The organism is Mammaliicoccus sp. K-M42 (assembly GCF_022386375.1).
GTDB lineage: Bacteria > Bacillota > Bacilli > Staphylococcales > Staphylococcaceae > Mammaliicoccus > Mammaliicoccus fleurettii.
Map to the genome: position 1 here is coordinate 97776 of NZ_JAJNIS010000005.1, position 23884 is coordinate 121659.

Sequence of the window (23884 nt, forward strand, 5' to 3'; positions counted from 1 at the left end):
GGTTTGGAGCATTTTTTAAATTATCTTATTTATTCCATTCCGCTTCTTTTTCATAAAACTCGTTAATATCTTTATAAATATAATCTGCACCTGTTAAATCTGCTTTATCTCCTGTACCACTAAGCACGCCAACAACTACTTTGAAATGAGCATTTTTGCCCATTTGTATATCAGTTGGTGTATCTCCTATTATTGCGATTTCATCAGGTGCTACGTCCCATTTTTCATAAAATTTTTCTACCATTTTAGGGTTTGGCTTTTGATAGCCATTTATAGATGCTGTAATTTTTTCATCAATCAAATGTTCTACTTTTGCGTCTTTAATAAATCGTTCTGTACCGTCTATATCATCACTTGTGATGATGCCAATATTATATTTTTTGTCTTTAAAAGCTGTTAAAGTTTCTATTAATCCTTCAATGACGATAGTCTCAGGTTTATATTCACTTATTAAGTCTTTGCTTATTTTTACCGTCCATTTTTCAATTTCTTTTTTATCTATAGTTGGTGCGTATTCAGAGAAGACATCTATAATATCTGACAATGTACCTGAAGCAAGTATGCCACTAGATAAAAATCTATCATTTACGTATCCTAGTTTTTCTTGTAAGGCTTGCTTATTATCAACTTGGTACTGTTCTACAAATCGATCTATCATAACTAATGAAATCTCTGACCATGTTTCATCAAATTTGAGTAATGTACCATCTTTATCGAACAATAACCATTTAATCATTATTTGTACTCCTTTAAAAAGAGCGGCACTACAACTAGTAGGCCGCTCTTTATTGTTTCTCAATTATACTATTTCGATATGACTTTCTTGTCCTACTACAACTCTCCAACCATTTTTATCTTCTTTTTTACCAGTTTGAATTGCTGTATATTCATCAAATAACGCTTGAGTTATTGGACCAATCTCATTATTATTAATTGTAATTTCTGCCTCTTCGTATTTTAAGAATCCTACTGGAGAAATAACTGCTGCAGTTCCTGTACCGAAAATTTCTGTTAAACGACCATCGTGATGTGCATTAATAATATCATCGATAGATAATCGTTTCTCTTCAGTTTCATAGCCCATTTCTTGAGCAAGTTCGAGTACAGTTTTACGCGTAATACCTGGTAAAATACTGCCGTTTAATTCCGGTGTTACTACTTTTCCATCAATAACGAAGAAAATATTCATACTTCCTACTTCTTCGATATATTTTTGTTCTACACCATCTAACCACAATACTTGATCGAAACCTAATTCATTAGCACGTGTTTGTGCAATTAAACTAGCCGCATAGTTACCACCACATTTAGCAAAGCCAACGCCGCCTCTTACTGCACGTACAAATTCATCTTCTACATAAATGCTAGTAGGTTTCATTTGTTCATCACCATAATAAGCGCCTACTGGAGAAAGAATCACTAAAAATTCATAGTCTGTTGAAGAACGTACACCTAAGTAAGGTTCAGTAGCATATACAAATGGTCTAACATATAAAGATTGTCCTTCACCACTTGGGATCCATTCACGTTCTAAATCTATAAGTTGTAATAGACCATCTAATACTTTTTCTTCATCGATTTGAGGCATTTCAAGTCTTTTTAAAGATAAATTAATTCTCTTGAAATTTTGGTCTGGTCTGAATAGTGCAACATCATCACCATCTTTATAAGCTTTCATACCTTCAAATACTGTTTGTCCGTAATGAAGTCCTTGTGCACTTGGTGACAAAGTAATCGGCCCATATGGAATTATTTTAGGCTCTGACCAGCCTTCACCTTGTTTATATGACATAGACAGCATATAATCAGTAAAGATTTCACCAAAGACTAAATTTTGAAAGTCCGGTTTCTCTTTAAGCTGCTCACGCTTTTCTACGTAAAATGTTTCTGACATAATGATTCCCCCTAGGCTAATTAATAATTAATGTTAACAAGTATATCAGTCATAGAGGTGTTATTCAATGAATTTTTGGAAAATTTAAAAAATATACACATTAAAGTTAACTTTTGGCTAAGTTATCTTTTTCTTCAATTGCTTTAAGCATTAATTCAGTCATACTATCTAAATTATAACTTGGAGAAAATCCCCATTCTTCTTTAGCACAAGATGAATCGATAGCGTTTGGCCAACTCTCGGCAATTGCTTGACGATCTGGATCAACATCATATCCTAGTTCAAAGTTAGGCATTTTCTTTTGAATAGCTGTTTTAATTGTTTCTGGATCAACGCTCATTGCACTCACATTATATGCATTACGGTTAATCAATCGTTCACTGTCTGCTTCCATTAACTGAATGATTGCATCGATGGCATCGTCCATGAACATCATATCCATATACGTATCTTTCGCAATATAACTGTCGTATTTGCCTTCACGAATTGCTTTGAAGTAAATTTCAACTGCGTAATCTGTAGTACCTCCACCTGGTTCTTTTATATAAGAAATTAAACCAGGAAATCTCATACTTCTCGTATCAACACCAAATTTAGTGTAGTAATAATCACATAACAATTCACCCGATACTTTATTAACACCATACATTGAAGTTGGTCTTTGAATTGTAACTTGAGGTGTCATATCTTTAGGTGTATTTGGACCAAACGCACCGATTGAACTTGGTGTAAAGAACTGCATATCAAATTCTCGAGCTACTTCAAGAGCATTTACTAGTCCACCCATATTCAGATTCCATGCGAATAATGGATTTTTTTCAGCAGTAGCTGAAAGAAGTGCTGCCATATGCATTAAAGTATCCGCTTCAAAATTCTTAACTAATGAATGGAATCTATCTTGATCGGTTACATCTAAAATTTCAAATGGACCATTATTTATTTCACTTTCACTTTCTGGTTCTCCTATATCTGTTGCTAAAACATTTTCATTACCATATTTCTTTCTTAATTTCATAACTAATTCTGTCCCGATTTGCCCTAGCGCCCCAGTGATCATGATTTTTTTCATTATAAAATCCTCCTGTATTGTTGAAACGTTCATTTGTACTCTTGAGAAAAACAAAAACGCTTTCTTTAATGATATTTTACTATATTTCATCCAATTTGTATACTTCAGAAGTACATATCAAGAATAAATAAGTTACTTAATACAAAAACCAATTGTATAAGAGATACTTAGGGACATTATTCTCAATACTGCCAATTAGCTAACACTTAACAACATACTCATTTCATAAATATGAGAAAAAGCAGTAGAAATTCAATTGATACAATGAATTTCTACTGCTTTTTTATAGTTATTCTATTTATAATAATCCTAATTCTTTACCAATTTTTTCATATGCTTCAATTGCATCATCTAGTTGTTCTTTAGTATGTGCAGCTGTTGGCATATTTCTAACACGACCTGTACCTCTAGGAACTGTTGGGAATACGATTGCTTTTGCATATACACCTTCATCCATAAGTCGTTTACTAAATGTTTGTGCTTTTTTCTCTTCACCGATAATGACTGGTGTGATTGGTGTTTCAGAATGACCTATATCGAAACCTTTTGCTTTTAAGCCTTCTTTTAAATAATTAGCATTATCCCATAATTTATCATGTAATTCTGTTGAGGCCATTAATTTTTTAACGGATTCTGTAATTGCTTTAGTATCTCCAGGAGCTAAAGATGTTGAGAATAAAAATGGTCTTGAAGCGACTTTTAACCAATCAATTAAATCTTTAGTACCTGCCACATAACCGCCTACTACACCAATCGCTTTAGAAAGTGTACCAATTTGGAAATCAATTTTATCTTGTAAACCAAAATGCTTAACAGTTCCAGCACCTTTACCCATTACACCTGAACCATGTGCGTCATCAACATAAGTGATTAAACCAAATTCTTCAGCTATTTCAACGATTTCAGGTAATAAAGCTACGTCCCCATCCATTGAGAACACACCATCAGTGATGTACATGACTTTATTATATTGACCTGATTCAACCGCTTCTTTCGCTTTTGCTCTTAAGTCTTCCATGTCTGAGTGATTTACTCGAATGATTTTTGCTTTTGATAAACGACAACCATCAATAATTGAAGCATGATTTAATTCATCAGATAATATTGCATCATTTTTATTCATGACTGCTGAAATAGCTGCCATGTTACAGTTAAATCCTGATTGATAAGCAATAGCGCTTTCCGTACCTTTAAATTGTGCTAATGTTTCTTCTAACTCTCTATGCAAATCTAATGTTCCATTTATAGTACGTACTGCACCAGCACCTACACCATGTGAATCTATTGCATCTTTAGCTGCTTTTTTCAAGTCTTCGTCTGTAGCTAATCCAAGATAGTTATTTGATGATAAGTTGATATAATTTTTACCGCCAATTGTTATTTCAGCGCCATTTGCACCTTCAACGATATCAATTTCATTATACAAACCATTGTCTTTCAATTCATTTAAATTTGTTGTTAAGAATGTATCTAATGTTTGTACCATATACACTTTCTCCTTTAGCACTTTTTATTTATCATAACACATCAAAATCAAAGAATTAAGCGTTATCATAGTAAATTGAATTGTTTAAATTTTCTATAAACTTTGCTACAATAGTCATACTATATTTTGATGGAATTGAAAGAAGGTTTATTAATGATAAATTGGAAAGAAAAAGTAGCAAATAAATTTGATCGTTTAGTCGAAATTAGACGATATATGCATAAGAACCCAGAACTTTCATTTCATGAGGAAAAAACTCATGATTTTCTTTTATCTGAATTAAAAAAGCTAGATAAATTGACGATTAGAGAGCGCGTTGGAGAGCGTGGAATTGTTGCAAAGCTAGAAGGTAATCAACCTGGTCAAACAATCGCATTCCGTGCTGATTTCGATGCTTTACCTATTCAAGACGAAAAAGACGTTCCATATAAATCTGCTGTCGACGGTGTTATGCATGCTTGTGGACATGACGGTCATACAGCGACACTTTTAACATTTTGCGAATTACTTCATGAACATCAACATTTACTTAAAGGGAATGTTGTTTTTATTTTTCAATACGCTGAGGAGTTAAGTCCTGGTGGTGCAAGTCCTATGATAAATGATGGGGCGTTAGAAGGCGTTGATAAAGTGTACGGAAATCATTTTTGGAGCGGTCATGAAACATCTTCAATTAAGACAAAGCCTGCTGATATGATGGCTTCACCGGACTATTTTGATATTACGATTCAAGGTAAAGGTGGACACGGTGCTAAACCACATACATCGATTGATCCGATTGTAATTGTTGCTGAATACATTTCTAGTTTACAAAAAATTATATCTCGACATATTGATCCTATAGATAGAGGTGTCATAACAGTTGGTAAGATAGATGCAGGAAGTGCTTTTAATGTTATAAGTGATACAGCTACCATCGAAGGTACAGTTAGAACTTTCAAACCTGAAGTAAAAGACACGATTGAAGAAGAGCTAGAACGATTATTAAAAGGCATTTGTATTGCCAATAATGCTACTTATGAATTCAATTATCGCAGAGGATACCCTACTGTTGTTAACCATGAAGAACAATATAACGTTGTAAAAGAAGCAGCTGAGTCATTACATTTAACATACGAAGATATACCGCCAATGATGATTGGTGAAGACTTCTCATATTACCTTCTCAATCGCCCTGGCTGTTTCTTCTTAACTGGTAGTGGTACTGAGGATAAAGCTTCAACAGCACCTCATCATCATCCTATGTTTGATTTAGATGAAGATGCAATGAAAACAACAACTGAAATGTTCATAAAAGTCCTTGAGATTGAAGGTGTTCTATAAGATGAAAAATATATTACTACAAAAAGTTGATCATTATTATGATGAAATGATAGAAATTAGAAGACACTTACATATGAATCCTGAATTATCTTTTGAAGAAGTTAAAACGCCTGCCTATATCGCTAATTATTTAAGAAATCTAGGTATAGATGTTAGAGAAGGTGTTGGTGGACGAGGTGTAGTAGGCACACTTAATAAAGAGAAAGACGGTCCAACATTAGCTATAAGAGCCGACTTTGACGCTTTACCTATACAAGATGAAAAAGAAGTACCTTACAAATCAACAGTTGATGGCGTTATGCATGCTTGTGGACATGATGCACATACGGCTGTTCTCTTAATGACTGCAAAAATATTATCCGAGCATAAAGATGAAATAAATGGTCGTGTAGTGTTTATTCATCAACACGCTGAAGAAGTGGATCCTGGTGGTGCTATACAAATGATCGCTGACGGCTGTTTAACGGGTGTTGACGCTATCATTGGACAACATGTATCAAGTAGTTTAGATGTCGGTAAAATAGGCTACAAATACGGTACAACGACAGGTATCCCTGATGATTTTTGGATTACTTTAAAAGGACGAGGTGGACATGCAGCTCACCCAGATCAACTTATTGATCCACTAGCTGCAGGTATTCAATTATGTAATGATTTACAGTATATTGTTTCACGTAAAACAAGTGCATTATCACCTGCTGTATTATCCATAACGATGTTTAATGCTGGAGAAACCAACAACGTCATACCTGATACTTGTAAAATTGGAGGTACGATCAGAACATTCGACTCAGATACTCAAATAAGTGTAATTGAAGGATTTAAAAAAGTACTAGAAGGTATCGCTACTTCTACTGATGTCACTTACGATTTAAAATACAGTAAAGGTTACCCACCTGTTATAAATACTGAAAAAGAAACAGACCTAATATTAGAAGCTACTAAAGAAATAGCTAGTGTTCAAGAATTAGTTGAATTAGAAGCAAGTTTAGGTGGAGAAGACTTTTCTTATTATCAGCAACGTGTACCTGGTGCATTTTTCTATACAGGAACAAGAAATGAACATTTCAAAGCGGATTATCCACATCATCATCCGAAATTTGATATAGATGAGCAAGGACTAATCAACGCTGTTCGAATATTCTTATTAACTACATTTAAGTTTATGGAAAGGAATTATAATAATGAATTTAACGACTGAAGTTAATCAATATATGGATGAATTAATAGATATCAGAAGACATTTGCATCAAAATCCAGAACTATCTTTCCAAGAAGAAAATACAAAAAAATATATAGCTGATTACCTTGAGAATTTAGGTATAGAAGTTAAAAAAGATGTCGGTGGTAACGGGCTCCTAGGTTATATTAAAGGCGGTAATGCCGGACCTACGATTGCTTTAAGAGCTGACTTTGATGCTTTGCCAATTCAAGATGAGAAAGATGTACCTTATAAATCTACAGTGGATGGTGTTATGCATGCATGTGGTCATGATGCTCACACAGCAAGCTTATTAATTACAGCTAAAATCCTAAAACAACACGAAGCTGAAATTCATGGCAATGTCGTATTAATCCATCAACATGCCGAAGAATCACTTCCAGGAGGAGCAAAATCCATGGTAGCAGCTGGCGCACTTGATGGTGTAGATTATATTTTTGGTACACATACAGCAAGTCATATAGAAGCAAATAAAGTTGGCTTTTGTTCAGGACCAGCATATGCAGCAGCTGATTCATTTGAAATAGATATTCAAGGTTCAGGTGGCCACGGAGCAATGCCTCAATTAGCTAAAGACCCTATCGTTGCTGCATCTTCACTTATCGTTCAAGCACAAAGCATTGTCTCTAGAACGATAGATCCATTAGAATCTGCTGTGGTAACATTTGGTACATTTAAAGGTGGTAATGCATTCAATGTTATAGCTGATACAGTACAACTTACTGGTACAATCAGAACATACTTACCTACTGTGAAAGACCAAATTAAAGAACGTTTAAACGGTATTTTAAACGGTATTGAATCAAGTTATGGCGTGAAGTGCCATTTGAATTATCATGATGGTTATCCTCCAGTTGTTAATCACGAAAAAGAAACAGAATGGGCTAAAAGTCTTGCATCAGAAATTGATACAATTGAAGAAGCATTCGATTTCCCACCTTCACTTGGAGGAGAAGATGTAGGTTATTTCTTACAACATGTACCTGGCACTTATTTCTTTACAGGTGTCGGAAACGAAGCACTTAAAGCTAATTATCCACATCACCATCCAAAATTCGATTTGGATGAGCAATCACTACAAAACAGTGTGAAGCTATTTTTATCAATAATTGAACATAGTTCGGACTTAGTAAAATAAATATTAAAAAACCTCCCAAACCGGAAGTTAATACTAACGGATTGGGAGGTTTATTTTGAGAAAGAGCATGATAGCTCTTTCTATTTTATAAGTTTAATCAATCGTGTTCAATATCGAAAATTAAGCTTCGATGATTGTAACAACGCCTGATCCAACTGTACGTCCACCTTCACGAATTGAGAAACGAGTACCGTCTTCAATAGCGATTGGTGAAATTAATTCAACGTCCATTTCAACGTTGTCGCCAGGCATAACCATTTCAATGCCTTCTGGTAAGTTTACTACACCAGTTACGTCAGTTGTACGGAAATAGAATTGTGGGCGGTAGTTAGTGAAGAATGGAGTATGACGTCCACCTTCTTCTTTTGATAATACATAAACTTCCGCTTTGAATTTAGTGTGAGGAGTGATTGAACCTGGTTTAGCTAATACTTGACCACGGTTAACGTCTTCACGAGCAACACCACGTAATAAAGCACCGATGTTATCTCCAGCTTCAGCGAAGTCTAATAATTTACGGAACATTTCAACACCAGTTACAGTTGTTTTAGAAGATTCTTCAGTTAAACCGATGATTTCAATCTCTTCACCAACTTTGATTTGACCACGTTCAACACGGCCTGTAGCAACAGTACCACGACCAGTGATTGAGAATACGTCCTCAACTGGCATCATGAATGGTTTGTCAGAATCACGTTCTGGAGTTGGAATGAAAGTATCTACAGCTTCCATTAATTCCATGATTTTGTCTTCATAAGCTTCGTCGCCTTCTAAAGCTTTTAATGCTGAACCAGCGATTACAGGAACATCGTCGCCAGGGAAGTCATATTCAGATAATAAGTCACGAACTTCCATTTCAACTAATTCTAATAATTCTTCATCGTCAACCATGTCAACTTTGTTTAAGAATACTACTAATGCAGGAACACCTACGTTACGTGATAAAAGAATGTGTTCACGAGTTTGAGGCATTGGGCCGTCAGCAGCAGATACTACTAAGATACCGCCGTCCATTTGAGCAGCACCAGTGATCATGTTTTTAACATAGTCAGCGTGTCCTGGGCAGTCAACGTGAGCATAGTGACGTTTTTCAGTTTCATATTCGATGTGTGAAGTATTAATTGTAATACCACGTTCTTTTTCTTCTGGAGCGTTATCGATTTGGTCGTAAGAACGAGCTTCTCCGTCACCAGAACGTTTTGATAATACAGTTGCGATTGCAGCTGTTAAAGTAGTTTTACCATGGTCAACGTGACCGATAGTACCAATATTGGCATGTGTTTTTGAGCGATCAAATTTTTCTTTAGCCATTATGAAATCTCTCCTATTCATATTAAAATTATTTTTTATTTAAGCCTCATGATGGTTACTCACCATCATGAGGATACATATATTTACTTTATAAATCATTTTGATGAAAAAATCAATTTATTAAAGCGAATTTATTATTCACCTTTGTTTTTCTTGATAATTTCTTCTGAAATTGATTTAGGAACTTCTTCGTAGTGATCAAATACCATAGTATAAGTACCACGACCTTGAGTGTTAGAACGTAAGTTTGTAGCGTAACCGAACATTTCTGAAAGTGGAACAAATGCACGAACAACTTGAGCGTTACCGCGTGCTTCCATACCTTCAACACGTCCACGACGACTTGTTACGTCACCCATAATGTCACCCATGTACTCTTCAGGCATAACGATTTCAACTTTCATCATTGGCTCTAAGATTACTGGATCACATTTTTTAGCTGCTTCTCTAAGTGCTAATGATGCTGCTACTTTGAAGGCCATTTCTGATGAATCGACATCATGGTATGAACCGTCATAAAGTTTAGCTTTAACATCAACTAATGGATAACCAGCTAATACACCGTTTTCCATAGCATCTTTAAGACCAGCTTCAACTGATGGAATGTATTCACGAGGAACTACACCACCGACAACAGCGTTTTCGAATTCGAAACCGCCACCTTGTTCGTTAGGTGTGAATTCGATATGAACATCACCATATTGTCCACGTCCACCTGATTGACGAGAGAATTTACCTTGTACTTGAGCAGGTGTTTTGAACGTTTCACGGTAAGATACCATTGGCGCACCAACAGTACACTCAACTTTGAATTCACGTTTCATACGGTCTACTAAGATATCAAGATGTAATTCACCCATACCACCGATGATAACTTGTCCAGTTTCATGGTCAGTGTGTGCATGGAATGTTGGGTCTTCTTCTTGTAATTTAACTAACGCGTTAGTCATTTTATCTTGGTCAGCTTTAGATTTAGGTTCAACTGACAAGTGGATAACTGGTTCTGGGAATTCCATTGATTCTAAGATAATGTTATCTTTTTCATCACATAAAGTATCACCAGTTGCAGTATCTTTAAGACCTACAGCACCAGCAATGTCACCAGAATATACAGTAGAAATCTCTTCACGAGAGTTAGCGTGCATTTGTAGGATACGACCTACACGTTCACGTTTACCTTTAGTAGAGTTTCTTACGTATGAACCTGATTCCATTGTACCTGAATAAACACGGAAGAATGTTAATTTACCTACGAATGGGTCAGTCATTACTTTGAACGCTAATGCAGCAAAAGGTGCTGAGTCATCAGGTTTAGCAATTACTTCTTCTTCGTCATCGTCAGCTCTATGTCCAACAATTGGTTTAACATCTAATGGAGATGGTAGGTAATCAATAACTGAGTTCAACATTAATTGAACACCTTTGTTTTTGAATGCAGTACCACAAAGTACTGGGTAGAATTCAACGTCACAAGTAGCTTTACGGATAGCCGCTTTAAGCTCTTCGATTGAAATTTCTTCTCCACCTAAATATTTTTCCATTAATTCGTCATTTGATTCAGCTACAGCTTCAATTAAAGCTTCACGAGCTTCTTCAGCTTGTTGCTTATGAGATTCAGGAATTTCAACTTCTTCAATTTCAGTACCTAAATCGTTATTGTATTGGAAACATTTCATTTCTACTAAATCAATAATAGCGCTGAAATCATCTTCCGCACCGATTGGTAATTGAATTGGGTGAGCATTTGCTTGCAAACGATCATGTAATGTACCAACTGAATATTCAAAGTTCGCACCCATTTTATCCATTTTATTAATGAATACAATACGTGGTACTCCGTAAGTTGTAGCTTGACGCCAAACTGTTTCAGTTTGAGGTTCAACACCTGATTGTGCATCAAGTACAGTTACTGCACCATCAAGTACACGTAATGAACGTTCAACTTCAACAGTGAAGTCTACGTGTCCTGGTGTATCGATGATGTTTACACGGTGACCATCCCATTGTGCAGTAGTCGCAGCAGAAGTGATTGTAATACCACGCTCTTGCTCTTGTTCCATCCAGTCCATTTGTGAAGCACCTTCATGTGTTTCACCAATTTTATGGATACGGCCTGTGTAATAAAGAATACGTTCAGTAGTCGTTGTTTTACCAGCATCGATGTGTGCCATGATACCGATATTACGAGTGTTTTTCAAAGAAAAATCTCTTGCCATAGTATTCTTACTCCTTCCAAAATATTGGATATTTGGTTGTTGTTCGTATAGATACTTTGATACCCTAAGTGTTTAAAAAACTAGAGATGACCTTAAAAAAGGAATCTTTATGATTTTAACGCTTAGGGTCCTAAGTTCTATCTTACCAACGGTAATGAGCAAATGCTTTGTTAGCTTCTGCCATTTTGTGAGTATCTTCACGTTTCTTAACTGCGCCACCAGTATTGTTGGCAGCATCTAAGATTTCATTAGCTAAACGCTCTTCCATAGTTTTTTCACCACGAAGACGAGCATAGTTAACTAACCAACGTAAACCTAAAGTTGTACGACGCTCTGGACGTACTTCAACAGGTACTTGATAGTTTGAACCACCTACACGGCGAGCTTTAACTTCAAGTACAGGCATGATGTTGCTGATAGCTTCATCGAATACTTCGATTGCATCTTTACCTGAACGTTCTTGAACAAGTTCAAATGCTGAATAAAGAATTCTTTGAGCAGTACCACGTTTACCATCAAGCATGATTTTGTTGATTAATTTTGTTACTAATTTTGAGTTGTGAATTGGATCTGGTAATACATCTCTTTTTGCAACTGGACCTTTACGAGGCATAATCGTAATCCTCCTTCCTTATTATAAAGTTTATTTGATTTATCGTCATTTAAAAAACTGTTATTTACAGAAATTTAACGTTAGATTATTTTTTTGCAGCTTTTGGTTTTTTAGCACCATAAAGTGAACGGCTTTGCATACGACCGTCAACACCAGAAGTATCTAAAGCACCACGTACGATATGATAACGCACACCAGGTAAGTCTTTTACACGTCCACCACGAATAAGTACAACACTGTGTTCTTGTAAGTTATGGCCGATACCAGGGATATACGCGTTAACTTCGATGTTGTTTGATAAACGAACACGAGCATATTTACGTAAAGCTGAGTTAGGTTTTTTAGGTGTCATAGTTCCCACACGCGTACAAACACCACGTTTTTGTGGAGAGTATACAGTAGTCATTTTTTTCTTCATGCTATTGTAACCTCTGTTTAACGCTGGTGAGTTTGATTTTTGTGATTTACTAGTACGAGGTTTACGTACTAATTGGTTAATAGTAGGCATCTTTAATGTCCTCCTCTCTTCATTTCTTAATTCCACACATCCAGGTGGTTCATTTTAAGGCAAATAAAAATAGTAAGCACAGCTTACAAATTTATTTAAGCAATGCAACAACTGTCGCATTAACTTCTATTCCATAGTGCGATCCAAGTTCTTGTCTACTAGGACTATAACTTAACGGAACGCCTGTCTCAAATGCTAAAGTTAACACCCTAGACAAAATATGAATATTGACATCTTGAGCAATAATTACTTTACGTACCTCATGCTTCAATAATGCTTTAGTGGTTTGTTTTAAACCAATGACATAACTGTCTTGATTTAAGCTTAAGGCTTTTTCATTAGACATTTGATATCCTCCAAAGCGTCTGCTTTCATCAACCTTAACAATAATAACATCGTACAGTTTTAAAGTCAATATATTTCATGCCGTTTTTATAATAAAATATAAGCTGTTCTAGACACCTAGAACAGCCTATATATATTAGTCAGTAACGACTGGTTCTTCAGGTAAAACTTTCTTTTCAACTTTTTCAAAGTCAACACCAGTATATCTTCTCATACCTGTACCAGCAGGAATTAATTTACCGATGATAACATTTTCTTTAAGTCCAAGTAAGTTATCACGCTTACCTTTAATAGCAGCATCTGTAAGAACTCTTGTTGTTTCTTGGAATGAAGCTGCAGATAAGAAACTTTCTGTTTCTAGAGATGCTTTAGTAATACCAAGTAATACAGGTTTTGCAGTTGCTGGACGCTTACGCGTAGCAAATACTTCTCTGTTAGCATCAGTAAATGTATGAATATCAACTAATGCACCTGGTAATAATTTAGTATCCCCTGCTTCAATAATTCTAACTTTACGAAGCATTTGTCTAACCATAACTTCAACGTGTTTATCTGAAATTTCAACACCTTGCATACGGTAAACTTTTTGAACTTCTTTAAGTAGATATTTTTGAGTAGCATTTAAGCCTGCAACTGCTAATAATCCTTTAGGCTCAATTGAACCTTCAGTCATGACCTCACCACGTTCAACGTATTGTCCTTCTTCAACTTTAAGTCGAGAAGTACCAGGAGCGTTATAAGTACGGATTTCATTTTCGCCTTTAACTTTAATTTCTTGTTGACGATCTTTAACGATTGTTATTTCAGTTACTTCACCGTTAATTTCAGAAATTACCGCTTGACCTTTAGGATTACGCGCTTCAAATAACTCTTGAATACGAGGTAAACCTTGAGTAATATCGGCTCCTGCAACACCGCCGGTATGGAATGTACGCATTGTAAGCTGAGTACCTGGTTCACCGATTGATTGTGCAGCAATTGTACCAACTGCTTCACCAACTTCAACTTGTTCACCAGTTGCTAAGTTCTTACCATAACATTTTTCACATACACCATGACGTGTGTTACAAGTAAATGCTGAACGGATATGCATTTCAGTAATACCAGCATCAACGATTATTTTAGCAATTTCTGCTGTAATAAGTTCGTTCACTTTAATAATTACTTCGTCCGTTTCAGGATGACGTAACGTTTCTTTAGAGTAACGACCTTCTATACGTTCAATAAATGGTTCAATTAGTTCTGAACCTTCTCTTATATCAGAAACTAGTAATCCTCGGTCAGTACCACAATCTTCTTCTCTAACGATAACATCTTGTGCTACGTCAACTAGACGACGTGTTAAGTAACCTGAATCGGCAGTTTTCAGCGCTGTATCGGCAAGACCTTTACGAGCACCGTGAGTAGAGATGAAGTATTCAAGTACTGTTAAACCTTCACGGAATGAAGATTTAATAGGTAACTCGATAATTCTACCAGATGGATTGGCCATCAAACCACGCATACCAGCTAACTGAGTGAAGTTAGATGCGTTACCACGCGCTCCTGAGTCACTCATCATAAAGATTGGGTTTAAGCTATCTAATGACATCATTAATTTAGCTTGAATATCATCTTTCGCTCTAGTCCAAATCTCGATAACAGCTGCATAACGTTCGCTTTCAGTAATTAAACCACGGCTGAATTGTTTTTGTACTTTATCTACTTTAATTTCTGCTTCTCCGATAATTTCTTGTTTCTCAGGAAGAACCACAATATCAGAAACACCAACTGTAATACCAGCACGAGATGAGTATTTAAATCCTAAATCCTTCATCTTATCTAGCATCATTGAAGTATCTGTAATATGGAATTTATTGAAGATTTCAGCAATGATTTGACCTAAGAATTTTTTGTTGAATGGTTTAACAAGTTCAACATCTTCTAGGTATTCAATCAAGCCACCTTCTGGAATATCAGTAGGTGAAACAAAGTATTTATCTGGTGTTGATTTTTCTAAATTAAAATTAGTCGGTTCATTTATATAAGGGAATGATTCCGGCATAATTTCATTAAAGATAACTTTACCAACAGATGTAATTAATAATTTGCTATTTTGTTCTTCAGTAAATGTTGGGTTCTTTAATGATCTTGCATGAACAGCTATACGAGAATGTAAATGTACATAGCCATTTACATAAGCTTTAATAACTTCATCTGTTTCACTAAAGATATCTCCAGCTCCTATTGCACCTTTACGCTCTAGAGTTAAGTAATAGTTACCTAATACCATATCTTGAGAAGGTGTAACAACTGGTTTACCATCTTTAGGGTTTAAGATGTTTTGTGCCGCAAGCATTAACATACGAGCTTCTGCTTGTGCTTCTTTTGATAATGGAACATGGACAGCCATTTGGTCACCATCAAAGTCAGCGTTATAAGCTGTTGTAACAAGTGGATGAAGTCTAATCGCACGACCTTCTACCAATGTAGGTTCAAATGCTTGAATACCTAAACGGTGAAGTGTTGGCGCACGGTTTAGTAATACTGGATGTTCTTTAATAACATCTTCAAGTACGTCCCAAACTTCTTCTTCCATTCTTTCGATTTTACCTTTTGCATTTTTGATGTTAGTAGCGATTTCACGTTCAACAAGTTCTTTCATAATGAAAGGTTTGAACAATTCAAGCGCCATTTCTTTTGGTAAACCACATTGGTACATTTTAAGGCTTGGTCCTACTACGATAACCGAACGACCTGAATAGTCAACACGTTTACCTAGTAAGTTTTGACGGAAACGACCTTGTTTACCTTTTAACATGTGTGATAGTGACTTCAACGGACGGTTACCCGGACCTGTAACAGGACGACCACGACGACCATTGTCGATTAACGCATCTACAGCTTCTTGTAACATACGTTTTTCATTTTGTACGATAATACCAGGTGCACCTAAGTCTAATAAACGTTTCAAACGATTATTACGGTTGATGACACGACGGTATAAATCATTTAAATCACTTGTAGCAAAACGGCCACCATCTAATTGAACCATTGGACGAATTTCAGGTGGGATAATTGGTAACACATCTAAAATCATCCATGATGGATCATTACCAGAGTGACGGAATGATTCAACAACTTCTAAACGTTTGATTGCTCTAGTTAATCTTTGTCCAGTTGCTGATTCTAATTCTTCACGTAACACTTTCAGTTCTTTTTCTAAATCAATATCATTTAGTAAATCACGAATGGCTTCTGCACCCATTTTTGCTGTAAATTTACCAGGATATTTATCGTAGTATTCACGGAATTCACCTTCAGTTAATAATTGTTTCTTATCTAATCCAGTTGGACCTGGATCAATTACTGTATAAGAAGCAAAATATATAACTTCTTCAAGTGAACGTGGTGACATATCAAGTAATAGTCCCATACGACTAGGGATACCTTTGAAGTACCAAATATGAGAAACTGGTGCTGCTAATTCAATGTGCCCCATTCTTTCACGACGCACTTTTGATTTAGTAACTTCTACACCACATCTGTCACAAACCATGCCTTTATAACGTACTCTTTTATATTTACCACAACTACATTCCCAGTCCTTAGTTGGACCAAAAATTTTCTCACAGAATAAACCATCTCTTTCAGGTTTTAACGTACGGTAGTTAATTGTTTCTGGTTTCTTCACTTCACCAAATGACCAAGAACGAATCTTTTCAGGTGAAGCAAGTCCTATTTTCATGTAATGGAAATTATTTACATCAATCAAGGAGCCTACCTCCTTCAATTTAAATTAGTTGTGCCGGTTGATTGATAATGTATAACAAATGAAAAGCGCAAAGGTAATACCAAATGCGCTTTATTAACTTTTAATCAGTTACTTGTTGTCCTTCTATTGCTGCATCTTGTGAAACACCTAAATCAACTTTTTTGTCCATCATTTCTTCATCTTCTAAATCACGCATTTCGATTTCATTATCATGTTCGTCCATAACTTTAACGTCTAGACCTAAACTTTGTAATTCTTTCATTAATACGCGGAACGATTCAGGAACACCCGGTTTAGGGATGTTTTCACCTTTAACAATGGATTCATAAGTTTTAACACGACCTACAGTATCATCAGATTTATAAGTTAAAATCTCTTGTAAAGTATATGCAGCACCATATGCTTCAAGTGCCCATACCTCCATCTCACCAAAACGTTGTCCACCAAACTGAGCTTTACCGCCAAGTGGTTGTTGTGTAACTAGTGAGTATGGTCCAGTAGAACGTGCGTGTAATTTGTCATCTACCATGTGTGCAAGTTTAAGCATATACATAACACCTACAGATACACGGTTATCAAACGGTTCACCAGTACGACCATCGTAAAGTACAGTTTTACCATCACGAGCCATACCTGCTTCTTCAATAGTTGACCAAACATCATCATCGTTTGCACCATCAAATACTGGTGAAGCAACATGAATACCTAAATTCTTAGCTGCCATTCCAAGATGAAGTTCTAACACTTGTCCGATATTCATACGAGAAGGTACACCTAATGGGTTTAACATGATATCAATTGGTGTTCCGTCTGGTAAATAAGGCATATCTTCTTCAGGTAAGATACGAGAAATAACACCTTTGTTACCATGTCGACCACACATTTTATCTCCGACATGTATTTTACGTTTTTGAACGATGTATACACGTACTAATTGGTTAACACCAGGAGATAATGAATCATCGCCTTCTTCTCTATTGAACACTTTAACATCTAATACAATACCACCTGCACCATGAGGTACACGTAATGAAGTATCACGAACTTCACGAGCTTTTTCACCAAAGATTGCATGTAATAATCTTTCTTCAGCAGTTAGTTCTGTTACACCTTTAGGCGTTACTTTACCAACTAGAATATCTCCGTCTTTAACTTCTGCACCAACATAGATAATACCTCGATCGTCTAAGTTTTTAAGTGCATTGTCAGAAACGTTTGGAATATCACGTGTAATTTCTTCAGGTCCTAATTTAGTATCACGAGCCTCTGATTCATATTCTTCAACGTGAATTGAAGTGTAAACGTCATCTTTAACTAAACGTTCACTCATGATTACAGCATCCTCGTAGTTATAACCATCCCAAGTCATGAAACCAACAACTACGTTACGACCAAGTGCCATTTCACCTAGTTCCATTGAAGGACCATCAGCTAAAATTTCACCTTTAGTAACGATATCGCCACTAGCAATAATTGGACGTTGGTTATAACAAGTACCAGAGTTACTACGTTTGAATTTAGATAATGGATAACGGTCTAATTCCGTTTCAATTTCTTTACCATTTTCTTCAACAATACGTCTAACAAGAATTTCTTTAGCTTCAACGTGTTCAACTCTACCTTTATATTTCGCAACAACAGCTGCACCGGAGTCACGAGCAGTTACGTGTTCCATACCAGTACCAACAAATGGTGCTTCTGGATTCATTAAAGGTACTGCTTGACGTTGCATGTTTGCACCCATAAGCGCACGGTTAGAGTCATCGTTTTCTAAGAAAGGAATACATGCTGTCGCAGCAGAAACAACTTGTTTAGGTGAAACGTCCATGTAATCCATACGTTCTTTCGGTTTCGTAGTATTATCCCCACGGAAACGACAAAGTACTTCATCATCAACGAATTTACCAGTTTCATCTAATACTGAGTTTGCTTGCGCAACAACATAACTATCTTCTTCGTCAGCTGTTAAATAGTCAATTCTGTCAGTAACTTGGTTTGTTTCTATATTAACCTTACGATAAGGTGTTTCAATAAATCCAAATTCATTTACTCTCGCATAACTTGATAAAGAGTTAATTAAACCAATGTTTGGTCCCTCAGGTGTCTCGATAGGACACATACGACCATAGTGAGAGTAGTGAACGTCACGTACTTCCATACCAGCACGTTCACGAGTTAAACCGCCGGGTCCAAGAGCTGATAGACGACGTTTATGCGTCAACTCGGCTAATGGGTTTGCTTGGTCCATGAATTGTGATAATTGAGAGCTACCAAAGAATTCTTTAATAGATGCAATTACTGGACGAATATTTATTAATTGTTGAGGTGTGATTGAATCAGTATCTTGAATTGACATACGTTCACGTACTACACGTTCCATACGTGATAAACCAATTCTGAATTGGTTTTGTAATAATTCGCCTACTGAACGTAAACGACGGTTACCTAAATGGTCAATATCATCTGTATAACCTACACCATGTAACAAGTTAAAGAAATATGATAATGAAGAAATTATATCTGCTGGCGTAATACACTTAACAGCTTCATCAGGGAATGCATTACCGATTACTGTTGTTGTACGTTTTTCTTCATCACCAGGGATATATATTTTAACAGCTTGTACTTCAACTGGTTCATCTAATACACCGCTATTTAATTCATATACATGAATATTAGCGTTAGATTCTAAAACGTCGATAATTTTATCTAAGTTACGACGGTCTAGTACAGTACCTTCTTCAGCTGCAATTTCACCTGTTTCAACATCAACAATAGGCTCAGCTAAAGTTTGATTGAATAAACGATGTTTAAGGTGTAATTTTTTGTTCATTTTATAACGACCAACGCTTGCTAAGTCATAACGTTTTGGGTCGAAGAAACGTGAATATAATAAACTTTTAGCGTTTTCTACTGTTGGTGGTTCTCCTGGACGTAAACGCTCATAGATTTCAAGCAATGCTTGATCCGTTGTTTCAGTATTATCTTTGTTCAAAGCATTTCTAAGGTATTCATTGTCACCAAGTAAATCAATGATTTCTTGATCTGATGAGAAGCCTAATGCACGGACTAATACTGTGATTGGTAATTTACGAGTTCTGTCTATTCTTACGTAAGGAACATCTTTTGCATCTGTTTCATACTCCAACCATGCACCACGGTTAGGAATTACAGTAGTTCCAAAACTCACTTTACCGTTTTTATCAACTTTTTCATTGAAATAAACGGAAGGTGAACGTACAAGTTGAGATACAATAACACGTTCTGCACCATTAATTACAAAAGTACCTGTGTCAGTCATTAATGGGAAATCACCCATAAATACTTCTTGGTCTTTTACTTCGCCTGTTTCTTTATTGATTAAACGGACTTTAACACGTAATGGCGCAGCGTATGTCGCATCACGGTTTTTAGACTCCTCTAAATCATACTTCGGTTCACCTAAACGGTAATCTACGAATTCTAAAGATAGGTTACCTGTAAAGTCATCAATTGGAGAAATGTCTCGGAACATTTCAAGTAAACCTTCTTTAAGAAACCATTCATATGATTTCGTTTGAATCTCGATTAAGTTAGGTAGTTCTAAAATCTCGGAAATTCTCGCATAACTTCTACGAACACGATGTCTTCCATACTGGATAAGTTGACCTGTCAACAGATTCACCCCTCAAATATTGTGAATATAACTTTGCGTCTTACAAAATAAATATAATAAGACAAAAAGAAAACGGAAAGTCAATGATTCCATTTTCTATTTCGTACGACTTATTCCTAACATTCAATTAAGGGCGACGCAAAAGTACACACTTATTGAATATAATTTTTAACATTCTATTACTATATCAGAACAAAACAGCAAAATCAAGCTTTTACACTTTTTAAAATGTAATAACCCTTGCTTTTTTCTATTGTTTCTGCATTACCATAAAGATCTTGCATTTTCTTCTTTGCAGAAGGCATGCCTTGTTTCTTTTGAATTACGACCCAAAGCTCTCCACCACTAGATAATACGTCATTACTTTGTTCAAGTATTTGATGCACAATTTCTTTTCCAGCTCTTATTGGAGGATTTGTTAATACACAATCGAATTTTAAATCTAAGACAGCATCTAAACAATTACTAACTTGTATATTTGCATTACTTATTTTATTAGATTTTTGGTTATCTTTCGCTAAATCTAATGCACGTTCATTAACATCCACTAACGTTATTTCGCTGTATGGAAGTACTTTTGCACACATTAAACCTATCGGACCATAACCACAACCTACATCCAATATTTTCTTTTTAGGACCAGGGGGATTTGCATTTAAAAAAGTAGAAATCAACAAATCAGATCCAAAATCTATTTTCCCTTTCGAAAATACACCATGATCCGTTTGAAGTGAGAGTTTGTTGTCGCGATAGAAATAATCGAAATTTTCTCGTTCCGACTTCACATTTGGATCATTATCAAAATAATGACTCATTACGCCACCTCTTTATCGCATTTAATGAGTAAAGAAAAACCCGTTATCATGATAATAACGGGTTTTTGATTTAATACAGAAATTATTTTACTTCTACAGATGCGCCAACTTCTTCTAATTTTTCTTTTAAAGCTTCAGCGTCTTCTTTAGATAAACCTTCTTTAACAACTTTAGGAGCGTTGTCTACGATTTCTTTAGCTTCTTTTAAGCCTAAACCAGTTACTTCTTTAACTGCTTTAACAACTTTAATTTTTGAATCTCCAGCTGAAGTTAATTCAACGTCAAATTCAGTTTGTTCAGCTGCTGCGTCTCCACCAGCTGCGCCAGCTGCTGCTACAGGAGCTGCTGCTGTTACACCAAATTCTTCTTCAATAGCTTTTACTAAGTCATTTAATTCTAATACTGACATTTCTTTAATTGCTTCGATAATTTTTTCATTAGACATGATATATATCCTCCATTAATTAATTTTATTTGTTGCTGAATTATTCAGCACTTTCTTCTTTTTGTTCTCCAACAGCTTTAACTGCATAAGCAAAGTTACGAACTGGAGCTTGTAATACAGATAGTAACATTGATACAAGACCATCTTTTGATGGTAATGAACCGATTGTGTTAACTTCTTCTGCAGTAACAACTTGTCCTTCAATAACACCTGCTTTGATTTCTAAAGCTTCGTTTTGTTTAGCGAAGTCAGCAAGAATTTTCGCTGGTTCAACTACTTCTTCATTTGAAAAAGCAATTGCGTTAGGACCAGTTAGTGATTCTTCTAAACCTTCGATTCCAGCAGCTTCAGCAGCACGACGAACTAAAGTATTTTTGTAAACTTTATATTCGATTCCAGCTTCACGTAATTGTTTACGTAATTCAGTAACTTGTGCAACTGTTAAACCACGGTAATCCACAACAATTGTTGAAACAGAATTTTTAAATTGTTCAGTAATTAAATCAACTTTTTGTTGTTTCACTTCAACGATTTTTGAGTTAGACATCTTTACACCTCCATATTATTTATCACGTGCTTTTATGATGAGGTATCTCAACAAAAAAGCACTTTTTACCCACGGCAAAAAGTGCTTGAAATTTATACGTTCAAGTCAATTTAGGCCTCGGTAGGATTAACTTTTAAGTCCAAAATGAACTCCTACTGTCTTAGGTTAAATATTACACATCCAAAACTATAACGCGTTTTGGACGTGAAGTCAATATATTTATATTATAATTTAAAGCTAGAAGTATCAACTTTGATACCAGGGCCCATTGTTGTTGTAACAGCAACAGACTTGAAGTAAGTACCTTTAGATGATGCTGGTTTAGCTTTTGTTAATGTATCTTGAATTGTTTTGAAGTTATCAACTAATTGTTGTTCATCAAATGATACTTTACCAATAGAAGCATGAACAATACCAGATTTTTCAGCACGGTATTCTACTTTACCTGCTTTAATTTCTGCTACTGCTTTTTTGATATCCATAGTAACTGTACCAGTTTTAGGGTTTGGCATTAAACCTTTAGGTCCTAATACACGACCAAGTTTACCAACTTCACCCATCATATCAGGTGTAGCAACGATTACATCAAAGTCGAACCAACCTTGGTTGATTTTATTAATGTACTCTTCACCTACATAATCTGCTCCAGCTTCTTCTGCTTCTTTGATTTTATCGCCTTTAGCGAATACTAATACACGTTGAGTTTTACCAGTTCCGTGTGGTAATACTACAGCACCACGGATTTGTTGGTCATTTTTACGAGTATCAATACCTAAACGAAATGCAACTTCAACAGATGCATCAAAGTTAACAGTACTTGTTTCTTTTGCTAATTTGATTGCTTCTTCTACAGCGTAAGCTGAAGTACGATCAACTTTAGCAATTGCTTCTTGATACTTTTTACCTTTTTTAGCCATATTGTTTTTCCTCCTTTAGTGGTTTTAGCGGAATGTTACCTCCCACGTGCATTGCCATCAAGACAATGCAATAGCAGACAGCGAAATAGCCGCCTGCTTAAACTTCAATACTTAATTATTCTACGACAATACCCATGCTACGTGCAGTACCTTCAACGATACGCATAGCTGCTTCTTCAGATGCCGCGTTTAAGTCAGGCATTTTAGTGTTAGCAATTTCACGTACTTGATCTTGAGTTACTGTTGCAACTTTAGTTTTGTTAGGTTCACCTGAACCTTTTTCTACTTTAGCTGCTTTTTTAAGTAATACTGCTGCAGGTGGTGTCTTAGTGATGAAAGTAAATGAACGATCTTCAAATACTGTAATTTCAACTGGAATGATTAAACCTGCTTGCTCTTGTGTACGAGCGTTGAATTCTTTACAGAATCCCATAATATTCACACCGGCTTGACCTAATGCAGGACCAACTGGTGGTGCTGGGTTTGCTTTACCTGCAGGAATTTGCAATTTAACTACTTTAACTACTTTTTTAGCCACGATGTGCACCTCCTTGATATCGTGATGTGGTCATGGGGTAATGATATTTTACCCTCCCACTCTTCATTTCATAATGAAATGGTTGCGC

Annotated in this window: 19 protein-coding genes and 1 other annotated feature; of the genes, 3 read left to right on the forward strand and 16 right to left on the reverse strand. The window is 35.8% G+C overall.

Annotated elements, in window-relative coordinates; genetic code table 11:
- Positions 1–25: 25 nt before the first annotated feature.
- The 4 genes from LQ668_RS04990 to LQ668_RS05005 form a co-directional block, all read right to left on the reverse strand.
- Entirely contained in the window at positions 26–736 is a 711-nt protein-coding gene (locus LQ668_RS04990; protein ID WP_119634224.1) for an HAD family hydrolase, read from the reverse strand.
- A gap of 63 nt (positions 737–799) precedes the next feature.
- On the reverse strand, positions 800–1894 hold the full coding sequence (locus LQ668_RS04995; protein WP_078357790.1) for a branched-chain amino acid aminotransferase: 1095 nt from the start codon (positions 1892–1894) through the stop codon (positions 800–802).
- 106 nt (positions 1895–2000) lie between these two features.
- Entirely contained in the window at positions 2001–2963 is a 963-nt protein-coding gene (locus LQ668_RS05000) for an L-threonine 3-dehydrogenase (protein ID WP_239772911.1), read from the reverse strand.
- 298 nt (positions 2964–3261) lie between these two features.
- On the reverse strand, positions 3262–4449 hold the full coding sequence (locus LQ668_RS05005; protein WP_078357788.1) for a glycine C-acetyltransferase: 1188 nt from the start codon (positions 4447–4449) through the stop codon (positions 3262–3264).
- A 153-nt stretch (positions 4450–4602) separates the two neighbouring features.
- On the opposite strand from LQ668_RS05005, the gene LQ668_RS05010 reads away from it, so the two are divergent.
- From LQ668_RS05010 to LQ668_RS05020, 3 genes are read left to right on the forward strand one after another with little or no spacing between them, the layout of a single operon-like run.
- Entirely contained in the window at positions 4603–5772 is a 1170-nt protein-coding gene (locus LQ668_RS05010; protein WP_107509271.1) for an amidohydrolase, read from the forward strand.
- Between the two features lies 1 nt (position 5773).
- Positions 5774–6973, forward strand: coding sequence for an amidohydrolase (locus tag LQ668_RS05015; RefSeq protein WP_107509270.1), 1200 nt, complete (start codon positions 5774–5776; stop codon positions 6971–6973).
- Complete coding sequence (locus LQ668_RS05020) at positions 6957–8132, forward strand: M20 metallopeptidase family protein (RefSeq protein WP_078357785.1); 1176 nt, start codon at positions 6957–6959, stop codon at positions 8130–8132. Before LQ668_RS05015 ends, LQ668_RS05020 begins: the two co-directional genes overlap by 17 nt.
- Positions 8133–8252: 120 nt before the next feature.
- Here the strand turns inward: LQ668_RS05020 and tuf are convergent, their stop codons facing one another.
- The 12 genes from tuf to rplK all read right to left on the reverse strand — a co-directional run bounded on the left by tuf (position 8253) and on the right by rplK (position 23796).
- The gene (gene tuf / locus LQ668_RS05025) at positions 8253–9443 is read right to left on the reverse strand and encodes an elongation factor Tu (RefSeq protein WP_078357784.1); all 1191 of its coding nucleotides are present in this window, start codon (positions 9441–9443) and stop codon (positions 8253–8255) included.
- 134 nt (positions 9444–9577) lie between these two features.
- Positions 9578–11659 carry an elongation factor G gene (fusA, locus tag LQ668_RS05030; RefSeq protein ID WP_078357783.1) on the reverse strand — a complete coding sequence of 694 codons (2082 nt, stop codon included), beginning with the start codon at positions 11657–11659 and terminating at the stop codon, positions 9578–9580.
- Between the two features lie 142 nt (positions 11660–11801).
- Positions 11802–12272: a 30S ribosomal protein S7 gene (gene rpsG / locus LQ668_RS05035; RefSeq protein ID WP_078357782.1), complete on the reverse strand. Its 471-nt coding sequence runs from the start codon at positions 12270–12272 to the stop codon at positions 11802–11804.
- A gap of 85 nt (positions 12273–12357) precedes the next feature.
- Complete coding sequence (gene rpsL / locus LQ668_RS05040; protein WP_078357781.1) at positions 12358–12780, reverse strand: 30S ribosomal protein S12; 423 nt, start codon at positions 12778–12780, stop codon at positions 12358–12360.
- A gap of 91 nt (positions 12781–12871) precedes the next feature.
- A complete protein-coding gene (locus LQ668_RS05045) occupies positions 12872–13126 on the reverse strand; it encodes a ribosomal L7Ae/L30e/S12e/Gadd45 family protein (RefSeq protein ID WP_078357780.1) in 255 nt (84 codons plus the stop codon).
- A 135-nt stretch (positions 13127–13261) separates the two neighbouring features.
- The gene (gene rpoC / locus LQ668_RS05050) at positions 13262–16879 is read right to left on the reverse strand and encodes a DNA-directed RNA polymerase subunit beta' (RefSeq protein ID WP_107509269.1); all 3618 of its coding nucleotides are present in this window, start codon (positions 16877–16879) and stop codon (positions 13262–13264) included.
- A gap of 100 nt (positions 16880–16979) precedes the next feature.
- Positions 16980–20534: a DNA-directed RNA polymerase subunit beta gene (gene rpoB / locus LQ668_RS05055; protein ID WP_078357778.1), complete on the reverse strand. Its 3555-nt coding sequence runs from the start codon at positions 20532–20534 to the stop codon at positions 16980–16982.
- A gap of 206 nt (positions 20535–20740) precedes the next feature.
- The gene (locus tag LQ668_RS05060; RefSeq protein WP_078357777.1) at positions 20741–21349 is read right to left on the reverse strand and encodes a class I SAM-dependent methyltransferase; all 609 of its coding nucleotides are present in this window, start codon (positions 21347–21349) and stop codon (positions 20741–20743) included.
- Positions 21350–21431: 82 nt separating this feature from the next.
- On the reverse strand, positions 21432–21794 hold the full coding sequence (gene rplL, locus LQ668_RS05065; protein WP_237687749.1) for a 50S ribosomal protein L7/L12: 363 nt from the start codon (positions 21792–21794) through the stop codon (positions 21432–21434).
- A 40-nt stretch (positions 21795–21834) separates the two neighbouring features.
- A complete protein-coding gene (gene rplJ / locus LQ668_RS05070) occupies positions 21835–22341 on the reverse strand; it encodes a 50S ribosomal protein L10 (protein ID WP_078357775.1) in 507 nt (168 codons plus the stop codon).
- Positions 22342–22384: 43 nt separating this feature from the next.
- Positions 22385–22524, reverse strand: a sequence feature (ribosomal protein L10 leader region).
- Between the two features lie 41 nt (positions 22525–22565).
- The gene (gene rplA, locus LQ668_RS05075; protein ID WP_078357774.1) at positions 22566–23258 is read right to left on the reverse strand and encodes a 50S ribosomal protein L1; all 693 of its coding nucleotides are present in this window, start codon (positions 23256–23258) and stop codon (positions 22566–22568) included.
- A 115-nt stretch (positions 23259–23373) separates the two neighbouring features.
- Positions 23374–23796: a 50S ribosomal protein L11 gene (gene rplK, locus LQ668_RS05080; protein WP_025904858.1), complete on the reverse strand. Its 423-nt coding sequence runs from the start codon at positions 23794–23796 to the stop codon at positions 23374–23376.
- Positions 23797–23884 lie beyond the last annotated feature (88 nt).

Coding starts and splice junctions, on each gene's coding strand:
- LQ668_RS04990 (WP_119634224.1), bottom strand. CDS start 736: ATGATTAAATGGTTATTGTTCGATAAAGATGGTACATTACTCAAATTT.
- LQ668_RS04995 (WP_078357790.1), bottom strand. CDS start 1,894: ATGTCAGAAACATTTTACGTAGAAAAGCGTGAGCAGCTTAAAGAGAAA.
- LQ668_RS05000 (WP_239772911.1), bottom strand. CDS start 2,963: ATGAAAAAAATCATGATCACTGGGGCGCTAGGGCAAATCGGGACAGAA.
- LQ668_RS05005 (WP_078357788.1), bottom strand. CDS start 4,449: ATGGTACAAACATTAGATACATTCTTAACAACAAATTTAAATGAATTG.
- LQ668_RS05010 (WP_107509271.1), top strand. CDS start 4,603: ATGATAAATTGGAAAGAAAAAGTAGCAAATAAATTTGATCGTTTAGTC.
- LQ668_RS05015 (WP_107509270.1), top strand. CDS start 5,774: ATGAAAAATATATTACTACAAAAAGTTGATCATTATTATGATGAAATG.
- LQ668_RS05020 (WP_078357785.1), top strand. CDS start 6,957: ATGAATTTAACGACTGAAGTTAATCAATATATGGATGAATTAATAGAT.
- tuf (WP_078357784.1), bottom strand. CDS start 9,443: ATGGCTAAAGAAAAATTTGATCGCTCAAAAACACATGCCAATATTGGT.
- fusA (WP_078357783.1), bottom strand. CDS start 11,659: ATGGCAAGAGATTTTTCTTTGAAAAACACTCGTAATATCGGTATCATG.
- rpsG (WP_078357782.1), bottom strand. CDS start 12,272: ATGCCTCGTAAAGGTCCAGTTGCAAAAAGAGATGTATTACCAGATCCA.
- rpsL (WP_078357781.1), bottom strand. CDS start 12,780: ATGCCTACTATTAACCAATTAGTACGTAAACCTCGTACTAGTAAATCA.
- LQ668_RS05045 (WP_078357780.1), bottom strand. CDS start 13,126: ATGTCTAATGAAAAAGCCTTAAGCTTAAATCAAGACAGTTATGTCATT.
- LQ668_RS05060 (WP_078357777.1), bottom strand. CDS start 21,349: ATGAGTCATTATTTTGATAATGATCCAAATGTGAAGTCGGAACGAGAA.
- rplL (WP_237687749.1), bottom strand. CDS start 21,794: ATGTCTAATGAAAAAATTATCGAAGCAATTAAAGAAATGTCAGTATTA.
- rplJ (WP_078357775.1), bottom strand. CDS start 22,341: ATGTCTAACTCAAAAATCGTTGAAGTGAAACAACAAAAAGTTGATTTA.
- rplA (WP_078357774.1), bottom strand. CDS start 23,258: ATGGCTAAAAAAGGTAAAAAGTATCAAGAAGCAATTGCTAAAGTTGAT.